The following is a 13,438-nucleotide window of genomic DNA, read 5'->3' on the forward strand; positions in this document are numbered from 1 at the left end:
CTTCAAGGCACGAACTGCGCTCTGAGCAAGAGCGCAGTTTGCAACATTCCGGCCTGCTCATGAGGCACCCCGTCAATTCACATCTGTCCCGGACCTTTGCGTGCACCACTGGCATCTCGATCCGTGGCATGCACGTACGACATCGCAGACAGGCCGGGGTTGGCGAAGAGACCGTCACGAAGTTACCCGCTCGAACCAGTCAAGATTGGCGCGTTAGAGAGCCCGACAATCACCAGACCGCTTTTTGCAGGTTGCACCGATGCTCACCAAACAGGCCATCCGCAGTGCATTTGCCGCGACGGCCTCCGAACATCGGTTACCTGCGTAGTTCGGCTGGACTTCCTGCACTAAGGTCAGTTGAGATTCATCTGGAGTCTAAGACGGTTGCTGCGAGATGGATGATGGCGCTTCTCCTCGCCCTCATCTCTGTGCTTGTCACAGAGATCCAGCGGCGCCGCGTGGGCGGCGCGGAGAACGTTCTTTCAGCCCAAGGACTTGGTCTGGCTGGATCCCTGTGACGAGCACAGGGATGAGGAGATCAAACAAGCCGCGGCAGGAAATCCAAATCTCAACAGGCCTTAGAGCGGGATGAGGAAAGGTGTGTGCGGTCTTCCGCCCGCATCCCGCGCCTCAACTTCTTGGAACGATCACGTTCAATGTTTTTGGGTCGACCCGACCTAAAAACATCGTGATCTAGGGAAGGATGGCGCTTTCCACATGGTTAATATCCCGCCGAAATCTGCCTTGAATCCGATCTGCTCCCATTCGGGTATCAGCTTTCGGTTTCCGGGATAACGCGACGTTGATGCACGATATGCCACTGCATCCAGATAGACAGCTGAGTCGCACGCGAGATAGCTATTTCAACGATCCCTCACGTCCATCCAGTGCGCCTGAATCCACAGCTGGCTACGATCTTATGAGGCGGTGACCCGGACCGGCCGGGAGGAGAGCGTCGCCAGATATTGGCTGTCGATCGGTGGCATGAAAGCAAGGCTTTCAGCCGGTATAGCGAGCGAAAGCCCGTTTGCTTCGCATCGGTCATGAAGGAGGTCGACGATCTCATTCTTGGCAGGAGTTCGAATTGCGACGTTGTCTACGCGGAATTGAAGCTCGACTTCGATGGCGATGGCGTCGATTGCTTTCAGGGCGGCGACCGGCGGCGGGCTCTTATTGATCAGGACACTGGATTGAAGCGCAGACCGCATGATTTCCTCGACGACGCGCGGCCTTTGCGTTGCCGCGACGCGCACACGTAACGTGATCAGGTGCGTCTCGTCGGGGCGGCTGAGATTTGTCATGCCCTGCTTTGCCAAGACGCTGTTCGGCAGCACGACGACATTGTGCGTAGCGCTCAACAGGTTGGTGGAGCGCCAATTGGTTTCGATGACGCGGCCCTCGGTTCCGTCGGTCAACTCAATCCAGTCCCCTATCGCATAGGCTCTGCCGAGTGTCAGCGCGATGCCGGAGAAGACGTCGCCGAGCGTATTTTGTAACGCAAGGCCGAAGATAACGGCGATGACACCCGACGTCGTGACCAAGGTGCCGACCGGCATGCCGAAGACGAAACCTACAACGGAAAGCGCCACACCAAGATAGATGGCGGCAATGGCCATATCCTGGATGAGGTGTGCTTCCCGCGGCCTTCGGTTCAACCTGACGTAGATCTGGATGAAACCGATGACAGCCCAGGCGAGATGGGCCCACCACAGGATTCTGGCCGATTTTGAAAGCAGCGCTCCAATGCCCTGCAAATGGACGCCATCAGGCCGATACGGAGCGATACCCCCAAGGTAAAGCACCACGCTCATGACGCTGAAGAACAGAATCTGGGCGATCAGACGGCCCGTCGGTCGGGTGCCGCCCTGGATGTGCCAGACGACGATCCCGGCAACCCCCAGAACGTTGACCAGGACAAGCGGTACCGAGTTGTCATCACCAAACATGGCACAAATCCTCGATTGTGGTTGAATCAAAGACGCGGCCGGGCGCCAACACTGGAGGCCCGGCCTGATAGTCTATTCCTTGATCGGGAAGGTCAGTTCCGTTTCAGCGGTATCGACCACAAAGACGGCGAGCAGCTTTGCCGGCTTGGTAGTGCTGGTGTTTTCGCTGACTCCGTGGCGATCGCCTGGCAATTCCGAAAAGCTTTCACCAGCGCTGTAAACCGTAACGGGACCGTCATTGACCTGGCTGCGGATGGCGCCCTCGAGAACGGTAGCGTAAATGAAGGCGGATACTGGATGTGTATGGCCCTCCGAAAAGCCGCCCGGAGCGTACTCGACGAGAACGCCCTTCACGCTCTTGCCAGGAACGTTCGGCAGTTCATGCTCATAGACGAGCGTAACCTTCGCGCCCTCATCGCCACCTGACGAATCATGTGCGAGCGCCGTCCCTGATAGGAGAGCCGCCAACACGACGGCAAAATGCAATGTCTTGATCATGTCTTCTATCCTTTCGTGACTGGGGGCACCGGGCTGCCCAATAGACCGCCCGTGCGCCGATCGTTACTTTCTGGGCGTCGTCGCAAACCACTCATCGAAACCGATACGGCCGACGCGAGGGTGCTTGTCCGAGACGAGTGAACCCTCTTCCAGTTTTGTCCCAAAATACCGGGCATCCGGATCTGCGATGACGGTGCGGGAATCTCCGATCGCCTTGAGATAGCGCGCGGCAAAATCGCAAAGACGAGCGCGCTCGGGCCCGCAGATTTCGATGATGTCGTTAGCCGGCGCGGCAAGGGCCGCGTCCGTCACGAAATCGGCGACGTCTTCGGACGCTATCGGCTGTAACAAACCCGTCGACAGGCGAGCAGTGCCATTGACCGTGCCCGCCTCGGCGATACCGCCGAGAAACTCCATGAACTGTGTGGAGCGCACGATCGTATAGGGTATGCCGGCTGCCCAGATGATCTTTTCCTGAGCAATCTTGGCTCGAAGATAGCCGCTATCCGGCAAACGATCTGCGCCGACGATGGAGAGGGCGACATGGTGCTTTACGCCGGCTTTCATTTCCGCCGCCATCAGATTCCTGCCCGCTTTCTGAAAGAATTCGAGCACGGCGTTGTCCTCGAAGGAGGGCGAGTTCGCGAGGTCGATAACCACCTCGGTATTCTTCAGTGCGTCCGCCAAGCCCTCGCCGGTGAGGGTGTTGACGCCGGTTTTCGGGGCAGCGGCAATGACCTCATGCCCTTTCTTGCGCAAGCGCTCTGCAGTCTTCGAACCGATCAGGCCGGTTCCGCCGATGATCACGATTTTCATGAGAGGCTCCATTTTCGAGGGCCCATACGGTGCGCGTCGCTCGATAGGTGAATTTGAGAAAGCCCGTTGACGCCAGGGATTGAAGGCCGTCCTGAACACGGCCTTCAAAGTTGCACGTTCTGGTTCGACCTCAATTCCACAAGCGGTCAGTAGTCCCAGAAGACCGGCACCCAACGAAAGGTGTCGCCATCGACCGCGACATGGCCGACGGAAGGAAACGGCATATGCGTTGCCACCAGCAGTTCACCGGTCGCCGCCAGCTCCTGCAAAAGCCGGACGCGGACGCGAGCTGCCTCCTCGGGGTCGTGTTCGAAACCGTTGTGCCAGTCGGGGTGGTCGAATCCGACCGCGAACACGGCGTCGCCGGCAAACATCAGACGGTCGTTGCCCGAAGCCACGCGGACCACGCTGTGTCCCGGGGTATGCCCGCCGGTACGAGACACGACCACGCCCGGCGCCACCTCACGCTCATCCTCGAACAGCCGCAGGTGGTTCTGATAATCTTTGGCGAACCGCTTGGCGGCCGCCCGAAGCGCGTCCGGGAACCCCTCCGGCATGACCGCGTGGGTGAAATCGGGCGACTCCCAGAATTTGACCTCGGCAGCGGCAACGTGGATCCGCAGGTCCGGATTCAGCTGCTCCTTCACCCCGTCGACCAGCAGTCCGCCAACGTGATCCATGTGCATGTGGGTCAGTACCACGTCGGTCACGGATGCGAGGTCGATGCCGGCGGCCGCCAGCCGCTTCATCAGCTGCCCAGCACGGGGCAAGTTCAAGTCGGGGTCGAGTCCCAGGCCAGCGTCGATGAGAATGGTCTGCTCGCCGCTACGGACCACGACGACGTTCAGCGCCCAGTCGAACGCGTCCTGCGGCAGAAACATGTCGCCCAACCACGCGGCACGGGCGGCCGGGTCGGCGTTATGGCCCAGCATCGCGGTTGGAAGCGGTAGCACCCCATCGCTGATCACCAGGACTTCAATCTCGCCGATTTGCACCGCGTAGCGTGACGGCACCAGCTCCTCGGGTGCGGGTCTACCGACATATGAGGCGTTTTCCCGTTTCATGCTTGCCTCCTGAGTATTGCTGCTCATCTGGTTCATCTTTGAACGCTCCTCTGTTCTATGTCGTGGATGGCTTGCGCTTCCTGGGTGGAAGCGGGGTGAAAGTCGATCGCGACACACTCAATGCCGGTGTGTCCTCTAATGATCTATCGAAAGCGATCTGCGGCTGCGCCAGAACGATTGCTGCCGCTGTAGAGCTATTGCTGCTGACGCATCCGCATGCGGCGATCGCCCGGTGTCGCCGCTCGGTCGAATTCTCGTGCGCGATAAATGTCCGGCGATGATCATTGGGATCGTCATTTGCGCAGCGCTCTGCTGCTTCGCCGGCATTCGATTTCGACCATCGCTGAAAATCATCGCCCTGAGGAGGCATCACTCGTCTGGCGAACTGGTGCTTGGCCTTTCCCATAGCCTTCGTGATCAACGTCGCGGGCCCATTGAGGCTCGGCGCTATTTCTCAAGGAGCGCCCAAACATGGATTGCCGCAAGTTGCGGCCGCACAGCCGCCAGACTAGGGTGCGCGCGCAACCGCCAGCACCCTCTCAAAGCTAATTCGCTCGAACGCTGGTGATCTTATGTTTCATTTGTTTTGTCGGAGCAGCCGATGATGCTCATCTGGCCGTATCGTCCCCACCCCCGGCATCTGGCTCTCTTTATCGTAGCCTACGTCCTGGGCTGCGGTTTTGCGCACGCCCTGGCAATTGTCCCTGGGACCGGGATCTCCTTTTGGGCTCCTAGCGGGCTCTTCATTGCCACGCTCGCTATTGTCCAAAGGCAGAGCTGGCCGTGGTGGCTTCTGGCGGGATGTTTCGCCGAGGTGCTAAGCAATTTCCTGTGGTTCCACAGCCCGTTCCCTGCCGCCATGCTGATATATGTCGGCAATGCCCTAGAGGCAGTGATCGGTGCCTCGCTGGTCAATTGGGCCTTAAAGCGATCGATTCGATTGGAAACCTTGCGGGAGGTTCTCGCTTTCGTCGTTCTGGGTGCTGGAGTTGCACCGGTGGTGAGCGCCACCGTCGGAAGTGCGACACTCGCCTGGTTCCGCATATTATCGCAAACCTTCACCGGCGCCTGGCCGCTCTGGTGGATTGGAGACGCCACTGGTGTCTTGATCGTTGCACCGCTGGCATTTATCGTAATCCAGAACTGGCGCGACAAGACCGAGCTTTCGGCGGCCCGATTGGCAGAAGCCTGCGTTCTTGGGCTGATTTTTCTTGGAGTCGCCGCCCTTTCGCTCAGCGGCTACTTACCCTTTGCATACATCATCATGCCACCACTTCTTTGGGCCGCGGTGCGCTTCGAGGTCAAGGGTGCGGTCGTCGTCCTGGTCCTCCTCACACTGATCACGGCGATATTCACGATATCCGGAACCAGTCCGTTTGCCGGCGACGACGAGACCCAGCGCCACAAGCAGTTCATGCTACAACTTTTCTTGGCAATTTCGGCATTTTCAGCGCTCATCGTCGCCGCCATATCCCGCCAGTATCAACTGGCATTGTCGAACCTGCAACAAAGCGTGGCTACTTTGCGGGAGAGAGAGCGGGAACTCTCTCAGATCGTGAACATGGTCCCAGTTCATATCCGGCGGCTGACCCCCGAAGGCGAGCCGACGTTCTTCAACAAGCGTCTTACTGATTTCTTCGGGCTTGACCTGCAACAGTTGGAAAAGCCGAATGCAAGCCGGCTGGTGACGGCCGTGCAGACCCTCGTCCATCCCGATGATGCCGATAGCTTGCTGCAAGCCGTTCGCCGGTCCCTGGCTACGGGCGAACCGTACTCCATAAAATATCGCATGCGGCGTGCGGACGGCGCCTATCGGTGGGTCGATGGCAGGGCCGAGCCTTTGCGGGATGACAGCGGAACCATCTTGCAATGGTTTGCAATCTCCATCGACATCGATGATGAGGTCCGAATGCAAGAGGCGCTCAAGCAGAGCGAGCGTCGCTACCGCGAACTCTTCCACTATATGCCGATCGGTCTTGCCCAGATAGATGCAGGCAAGCTTATCCCAATGTTCAAAGAAATGCGGGCACAGGGCGTCGTCAGTCTCGAAACTTACATTGACGAGAACCCCGAATTCCTCAGCCACGCGCTGGAAGCGCTGGAGGTCGAAGAGGTCAACCAGCATGTCATTGACATGTTCCGCGCAAATAGCCGGGAAGAAATGGGCGGCTCGATCACCCGCTACTGGCAGCCGGCCCTTGCCACCATCCGCCGCTCCATCGAAGCACGCTATCGCGGCGAAGAGGTCTTCCAGGAAGAAACCAGAGTGGCGCGGATGGACGGCAGCGTCATGGACGTCGTTTTCGCTACTGCCCAGCCCGGCGCCATTGCCGACAAGAGCCTCGTCGGCTTTATCGATATCACAGAGCGGAAGCGGGCCGAAGAGGCTCTGCGCGCACGCGAGCGGGAATTCTCGCAGCTCGTGAACATGGTTCCCAGCTATCTCTGGCGGTTGACGCCCGACGGTGTCCCGAACTTTCTAAATCAGCGACTGATCGATTTTCTGGGCCCGGACGTCGTTAACGCGAATGTTGAAGGCGTTCATCCTCTGGCTGCTATCATTGGCGCTGTCGTGCATCCGGACGACAAAACGCGCATGAGCAACGCGTTGTTTCACAGCGTTGCGACCGGCGAACGATTCTCCATGAAGTATCGACTGCGACGCGCCGACGGCGTCTATCGCTGGGTGGAGGGTAGCGCTGAGCCGATGCGCGATGAGGAGGGACGTATCCTCCAGTGGTACGGCCTCTCGCACGACATCGACGACATTATGCACGTGGAAGAAGCGCTGCGGAACAGCAAGCAGCAGCTGGAGCAGATGATTGAGGCCGTGCCCTTCAGCACCCTAAGCTTCGCGCCGACGGGCGAACTGACCTATGTCAGCAAGCGATATCAGGATCAGGCTGGCGCGCCGGGGGCGGAGATCAAGGATTTCGATGCACTGGCCCGGGAAGTGGCTCACCCCGACGACTTTCCAACAATGTTTGCACGGGCAACGCAAGGCTTTGCGACCGGCCAACCCTTCGTCAATCGGTTTCGCCGGCGCCTGAAGGACGGCAACTATCGCTGGATTGAGGCGCGCGCTCAGCCTTTGCGGCGCGCGGACGGCCCAATCGTACAGTGGTACTTTGCTTCAATCGACATCGAAGAGGAGATGCGCGCACAGGAGGCATTGCGCGAGAGGGAACGCTTCCTCTGGCAACTGGTGGAAACCCTGCCGGCCATGATCGATTGCGCTGCGCCAAACGGCGAGCCGGTCTATCGGAGCCAGCAGCTCCGTGATTTCCTTGGTTATGAGCTTGAAGAACTCGACGGCGGGGCGAAATCCCGACTGGATGCAACGCTCGATGCCGGCGTCCATCCGGATGACCTTGCGGGCGTCAAGGAGCAGTATGCGCGTTCGTTGGAAAGCGGAGAACCTTATCGCAGAAAACATCGTCTGCGGCGTTTCGATGGCGAATATCGCTGGATCGAGACGCGCGCGGCGCCGATGCGCGACGAGAAAGGCGCCATCGTGCAATGGAATGTTATTTGTCTGGATGTCGACCGAGAGGTTCGGATGCAGGAAGAATTGCGACTGGCACAGGATCGGCTTGCGCGCGCCGGCCAGGCAGCGAGCCTTGCCGAGCTGTCGGCTTCCATCGCACATGAAGTAAACCAACCCTTGGCGGCGATCGTCGCCAATTCGCACGCATGCTACCGATGGCTTTCGGCAGACCCCGTCAACATCGAACGCGCCAAGATCACGACCGAACGTGTCATCCGCGACGCCAAGTCAGCGGCGGACGTCGTCAGCCGGATTCGAGCCCTCTTCAAGCAGTCGGTGGAGAATAGAGGCATTCTGGTTCTTTCGGACGTTATCTCGGAAGCGTGTAGTCTGGTCGCCGCCGAAGCCTTGCGCCGTCGCATCCGGCTCAACATCGACGTGGAAACTAACCTTGCGCCGGTTACAGTCGACCGGATCCAGGTACAGCAGGTCCTCGTCAATCTCATTCGCAACGGCATGGAGGCAATGGATGCCGTTGACGACAACAAAACTGTCGATGTGCGCATGCATCAGGTGGACGACGAAGTGCGGATCGAGATAGGCGACAACGGAAACGGGGTCGCGTTTCCCGAGCGCATTTTCGAGCCCTTCTTCACGACAAAGGAAAATGGAATGGGCATGGGTCTCGCCATCAGTCGCTCGATCGTCGAAGCACACGGCGGACGTTTATGGGCGGAAAAAAACGAACCGCGCGGCGCGAGGTTCGTTTTCACCTTACCAAATGTAGCGAAGGGGGCGACATGACAAGGGGGTATGTGCTTTCATTGCGACGACGCGGCAGCATCAAGGGGGCGCTCGGCGAACTCCTGGAGCGTACGATGCAGGAGGCATTCCCGACATGCACAAAACAAGACCGATGATCGCGGTTGTCGACGACGATCCAAGGCTGCTTGACTCGCTGGAAGAGCTTCTGGAATCCGCTGGATATACCGCCTGTTGCTTTGGTTCGGCCAGCGGCCTGCTCGATCACGGACTATCGAATCTGGACCTGCTCATAACCGACATCGGGATGCCCGGCATAAATGGCTTCGAACTTCGTGACCGGGTGAAGAGTGCGTGTCCGGAGTTGCCGGTATTCCTGACTACAGGACGCCACGAAATCGCTGACCAGGGTGGCGCCCAGGGCGTTAACGGCTTTTTCCGCAAACCCTTCGACGCTCCTGACCTGCTGGTCGCTGTTTGCAAGGCGTTGCGAAAATCGAGAGATAGAGGGTGACATGAGACTTAGCCAGTCGGCTGGAACATCAGCCCCCCTGTTATCACAACGCAAAAAAAGTTCAGCCGAACCAATTGTCGTCGTCGTCGATGACGACGCAGCCGTGCGCGAGGGTTTGTCCGAGTTGATCCTCTCGGCGGGCTTCCAGCCCGTCAGCTTCGCCTCGGCGCAGGAACTGCTCAACGCCGTTGACATATTGGATGGCCCGGGCTGCCTGATTCTTGACGTCCACATGCCAGGAGAAAGCGGGCTCGATCTCCAGCACCATCTGGCCGAGCGCGGCATTGGCAAGCCCATCATTTTCCTGACCGGTCGCGGCGATATCCCGATGACGGTTCAAGCGATGAAGGATGGCGCGGTGGATTTCCTCACCAAGCCCGTGTCGGACCGGACGTTGCTCGATGCGGTCATAGCCGCTATCGCGTTGGATCAAACCCAGCGAGCGGAAGCGATCGTGGTCAAGCGCAATGTTGAACGTTTGAAGACACTGACGCGGCGCGAACGGGAAGTCCTACGCGAGGTGGTGACGCGCGGACGCCTCAACAAGCAAATCGCCTTCGACCTTGGCATCAGCGAGGTCACGGTCAAGCTGCACCGTGCCAACGTAATGCGTAAGATGGAGGTCCGTTCCATCGGCGAACTGATCAGGGTATGGGAAACCTTGCCCCCGACGGTGCGCGAGAGGGCGGAAGCACGATTTTGACAACCCGACATCGGCTGCTCAGATAAAGGCGATGGCTTTTGCCTCTCGGGCGATAAAATCGCAGACGAGTTTTACACGCAACGGCACCGTGCCCCCAAAGGCGTGCAGGGCACTAAATGGAGCGCTGGGGAACGAAAAACCTGTCGCGAGTGCAACAAGCCTGCCTCCTTCCAGGTCTTTCGCTACCAGACACCGCAAAAGATAGGCCGCTCCGAGCCCACTGAGCGCAGCCTGAATGAGTGCGGTTCCTGAGTCGCAATCGACGCGCCCCGAGGGTATGAAACTCCTCCCGTCCGGCAGACGCATTGGCTGAGTGATGCCGCCCAGCGCATAGCGGGCGAAGGGCAGAGTTGCCAGCGCTTCGGCGGTCGCAGGATTTCCCCAGGTTTTCAGAAAGGCCGGAGACCCGACAATCGTCATCGGTAGGTCAGCCAGGTGACGAACCATATAATCCCCCGGAGCGGAATTCCCGACGCGCAACGCGACATCATAGTCCTCCCTGATCAGATCGACAAACCGGTCTGTCAGTCCGACTTCAATATGCAGGTTCGGATAGTCGGCCGCGAAACTTCCGAAGAGACGAGGCAGCAATAGGGGGGCCATTTCGTTCGGCATGCTGATGCGCAAGCGGCCGGAGGGTGCAATGTCTGATCTGATCGCCTCTTCACTTGCCCCCAAGTCCCGCAACAGCGGCGCAACGCGGTCGAAGAACAACTGACCATCCTGGGTAAGCATCAGGGCGCGCGTGGATCGCAGGAAGAGCCGGGTACCGATTTTCTTTTCCAGGCGTGCAACACCTTTCGACACCGCCGACGGTGTTGTTCCCAGGTCGCGGGCCGCAGCGCTGAACGATCCGGCCTCTACCGTCCGCACAAAAGCCATCAACCCGGGAATTTCGTTGAGAAGGTTCGGCAATTGCGCCTCCGCGGCACAGCTCATGTGCCCGCCCATGATCTAATTATCCCGGGCGGCGCCGTTTATCTAGTTTCTAGTCGAAAGGAGATAAACAATGCACCACCTCAAAGACAAGGTCGCCGTCATCACCGGCGGTAATAGCGGGATCGGCAAGGCGACTGCTCGTCTGTTCGCGGAAGAAGGGGCGAAGGTTATCATTACCGGACGGCGACGGGATGTTGTCGATCGCGCCGTGCAAGAAATCGGTCCGTCGGCCATCGGCTTCGTGGGCGACGCGGCCGACCTTGGCGACCATCGCAGGCTGGCGGACGCCGTGAACAGCCGCTTCGGCGGGCTCGACATCTACATGGCCAATGCTGCGGTCATCAATCTCACTCCCTCCGCGGAGGTGACCCCGGAAGACTATGACCGGCATTTCGCAACCAATACGCGCGGCGTGTTTTTCGGCGTGCAGACGATCGCCCCTCTGATCCGCGACGGCGGAAGCATCATCGTTACAAGCTCGCTCGCGGCCACTAAAATTCTTCCGGATCACACCGTCTATGCCGGTTCAAAGGCAGCAACCGCCGCCTTTGCTAAAAACTGGGCACTCGAATTCAAGTCGCGCAGGATTCGCGTAAACATCCTGAGCCCGGGACCGGTCGAGACCGAAATCCTCGCCAAGTTGGGCGTATCGGAGGCCGAGCGGCCGGCTTTCGAAGACCGCATGGCTTCCTTGATCCCTGCGGGCCGGCTTGGCCGGCCGGAAGAGTTGGCGCGCGCCGCACTTTTCCTCGCCTCCGATGCGGGAAGCTTTGTCAATGGGGTCGAGCTTCATGTCGATGGCGGCATGACCCTGACTTGAGATGCAGCGCATGGAGCCTGCTCGCAGGAGCGATGCGTAGTCATGAGTTGCCTACAGACTCTAAGTACTTGCAGAGGCTTCGGGGGTCCTAGTCTTCATCCGTCATGTCTGCCAGCGTGCTTTTCCGCCGACGCGTTTTCAACTGCCGCGATAAGTGGAATAGCCGTAAGGCGAGAGCAGCAGCGGCACATGGTAGTGGCTGTCGGCATCTGCAATGCCGAAGCGCAGGGGAACGAGCTCGAGAAAGGCGGGATCCGGAAGCTTCACGCCCGCGGACCTAAAATAGTCACCGGCGTGGAAGACCAGTTCGTAGGTCCCGGTCGCGAACCCGGCCCCCTCCATGAGCGGTCCATCGACACGGCCGTCGCTATTGGTATGGACCGTACGGATGAGGTGCCGCGCATCGCCTTCGAGCCGGTAGAGATCGATCTTCAGCCCGTGGGCGGGTCTGCCGAGCGCGGTGTCGAGAATGTGGGTCGTCAGGCGGCCTGACTTGCTCATGTATCTCCCTCTCGCAAGTCCTGTCATTGTGGAGGAAGCTAGCCTTCTCTTCCTTCGAGAAGCAACCCCTGTCCTGCATCGCGGGCCGCGCTGTCCGCAGAAAGCGGCGCTCGTTTCCGCCGGGTTCCTGCGCGAGGCTGACAGGAACACCATAGTCGAACGCGGAAAAGCGATATTACCGGCACGGTGACGACATTTGCCCTGACTCGGCTGGAACACCGTGCGCCCGGACCGGCGCCGGCGCTCCGGAACTTCTTCCGCTGGCGCCTAGCCACCTTTTTCGCGGCTGCGGCCTCCGGGTGCGCGCCATGGAAAGCTGAACGCTTTGACTAGAATTGGATTTCAGAGCTGGCGGCCGACATGCCTCTTTACGATTTACGACCCGCGCATATAGCGCACTTCCAGGAAAAGCCTTGTAACGGCTTTCCGTCCGGAAGTGCGCAGTTTTTAAATTCTTAGAGCGCTCAGTGTTTCCATGAAACTTTGAAAACCCTCTATTGAAAGGTTGACACAACTACTAAAAAAATAGATATAATTTGACAACCTACAGATGCAGAGCGATCAATGTGGCAGCTTCGCGACTTGCCGTTACCGGGAGCTAGATGAGCCGATTACCTGGTATCCCTTGCTTTCTGCTTTACTGGTTATTATATCTTTGACGTTATTATACTACATTATATAGACTATACAGGTTATCAATTCCGAACTGAGCTAGGCTGCTTATACATGCTCCAATAACTTATGTCGTTTTCTTTGGCGTCCTGGATTTCTTTACAAATCCGTGAGTAGGTCTTGCTCAACGCAATTCCTCGCTTGATGGATCGGGAATGACGAAAGCCTCGTCGTAGTGGAACTCTTCCAGGTTGTTGCCCGGCCCCTCGCGGTCGACAACGATGAACTCGCTGACGGCGCCCACTGACATCAGCGGATGATGCCAGACATTGCGGCCGTAGTTGACGCCCTGCCTGCCATCCGCAATGAAGACCCTCGGCCGGCCCGGCCGGTCGCCTTGATCCTCGGCGACTACAACCAGCCACGGCCGGTCCCGGAGCGGCGAAAAGCTCTGGCTGCCGAGCGGATGGCGCTCCATCATCGTCACGGAATAGGGAAATACCCGGGGCTGCCCGCGAAAGATGTTGATGATGACGCCGGCACCCTCTCCCGCCGCATCGACGCGTGCGAGCGCGTGAAACCGTTCGGTATTGCCGCCATTGATGAAGCGCATCGAGGCCGGGTCGGCCTCGATGACGCTGCCGAACGGCGCGAAAGCCTCCCTGGTCAGAGGCTCGATCGAAAGCATATGCGACATCAGCCTGCCGTTCCGGCTCTCTGCGCGTTGGCACGCGAAGGCCCGGACGCGAAACGTGGCGTCTCGGCCGCACAGACGG

At 59.0% G+C, this 13,438-nt stretch carries 11 protein-coding genes; 4 read left to right on the forward strand and 7 right to left on the reverse strand.

Annotated features, from left to right (window positions below):
- Positions 1–917: 917 nt before the first annotated feature.
- The 4 genes from JOH52_RS20645 to JOH52_RS20660 all read right to left on the reverse strand — a co-directional run bounded on the left by JOH52_RS20645 (position 918) and on the right by JOH52_RS20660 (position 4,360).
- Entirely contained in the window at positions 918–1,946 is a 1,029-nt protein-coding gene (locus tag JOH52_RS20645; RefSeq protein WP_013850512.1) for a mechanosensitive ion channel family protein, read from the reverse strand.
- A gap of 72 nt (positions 1,947–2,018) precedes the next feature.
- A complete protein-coding gene (locus tag JOH52_RS20650; protein ID WP_010975990.1) occupies positions 2,019–2,444 on the reverse strand; it encodes a cupin domain-containing protein in 426 nt (141 codons plus the stop codon).
- 63 nt (positions 2,445–2,507) lie between these two features.
- Positions 2,508–3,260, reverse strand: coding sequence for an SDR family oxidoreductase (locus JOH52_RS20655; protein WP_013850511.1), 753 nt, complete (start codon positions 3,258–3,260; stop codon positions 2,508–2,510).
- A gap of 146 nt (positions 3,261–3,406) precedes the next feature.
- Positions 3,407–4,360: an MBL fold metallo-hydrolase gene (locus tag JOH52_RS20660; protein WP_013850510.1), complete on the reverse strand. Its 954-nt coding sequence runs from the start codon at positions 4,358–4,360 to the stop codon at positions 3,407–3,409.
- 565 nt (positions 4,361–4,925) lie between these two features.
- Here JOH52_RS20660 and JOH52_RS20665 point away from each other — a divergent pair.
- The 3 genes from JOH52_RS20665 (at position 4,926) to JOH52_RS20675 (ending at position 9,790) form a co-directional block, all read left to right on the forward strand.
- The gene (locus JOH52_RS20665) at positions 4,926–8,615 is read left to right on the forward strand and encodes an MASE1 domain-containing protein (protein WP_014530276.1); all 3,690 of its coding nucleotides are present in this window, start codon (positions 4,926–4,928) and stop codon (positions 8,613–8,615) included.
- A gap of 94 nt (positions 8,616–8,709) precedes the next feature.
- A complete protein-coding gene (locus JOH52_RS20670) occupies positions 8,710–9,087 on the forward strand; it encodes a response regulator (protein ID WP_013850507.1) in 378 nt (125 codons plus the stop codon).
- Position 9,088: 1 nt separating this feature from the next.
- On the forward strand, positions 9,089–9,790 hold the full coding sequence (locus tag JOH52_RS20675) for a response regulator transcription factor (protein WP_041862637.1): 702 nt from the start codon (positions 9,089–9,091) through the stop codon (positions 9,788–9,790).
- A gap of 18 nt (positions 9,791–9,808) precedes the next feature.
- On the opposite strand, the gene JOH52_RS20680 is transcribed toward JOH52_RS20675, so the two are convergent.
- Positions 9,809–10,741: a LysR family transcriptional regulator gene (locus tag JOH52_RS20680; RefSeq protein WP_013850505.1), complete on the reverse strand. Its 933-nt coding sequence runs from the start codon at positions 10,739–10,741 to the stop codon at positions 9,809–9,811.
- Positions 10,742–10,799: 58 nt separating this feature from the next.
- Between JOH52_RS20680 and JOH52_RS20685 the strand changes: the two genes are divergently transcribed.
- Positions 10,800–11,549 carry an SDR family NAD(P)-dependent oxidoreductase gene (locus JOH52_RS20685; RefSeq protein ID WP_014530274.1) on the forward strand — a complete coding sequence of 250 codons (750 nt, stop codon included), beginning with the start codon at positions 10,800–10,802 and terminating at the stop codon, positions 11,547–11,549.
- A gap of 138 nt (positions 11,550–11,687) precedes the next feature.
- Here the strand turns inward: JOH52_RS20685 and uraH are convergent, their stop codons facing one another.
- Both uraH and JOH52_RS20695 read right to left on the reverse strand, forming a co-directional pair.
- On the reverse strand, positions 11,688–12,050 hold the full coding sequence (uraH, locus tag JOH52_RS20690; protein WP_014530273.1) for a hydroxyisourate hydrolase: 363 nt from the start codon (positions 12,048–12,050) through the stop codon (positions 11,688–11,690).
- A 796-nt stretch (positions 12,051–12,846) separates the two neighbouring features.
- Complete coding sequence (locus JOH52_RS20695; RefSeq protein ID WP_010975999.1) at positions 12,847–13,359, reverse strand: ureidoglycolate lyase; 513 nt, start codon at positions 13,357–13,359, stop codon at positions 12,847–12,849.
- Positions 13,360–13,438: the final 79 nt, after the last annotated feature.

Origin of the sequence: Sinorhizobium meliloti, assembly GCF_017876815.1 — a bacterium.
GTDB classification, from domain to species: Bacteria; Pseudomonadota; Alphaproteobacteria; order Rhizobiales; family Rhizobiaceae; genus Sinorhizobium; species Sinorhizobium meliloti.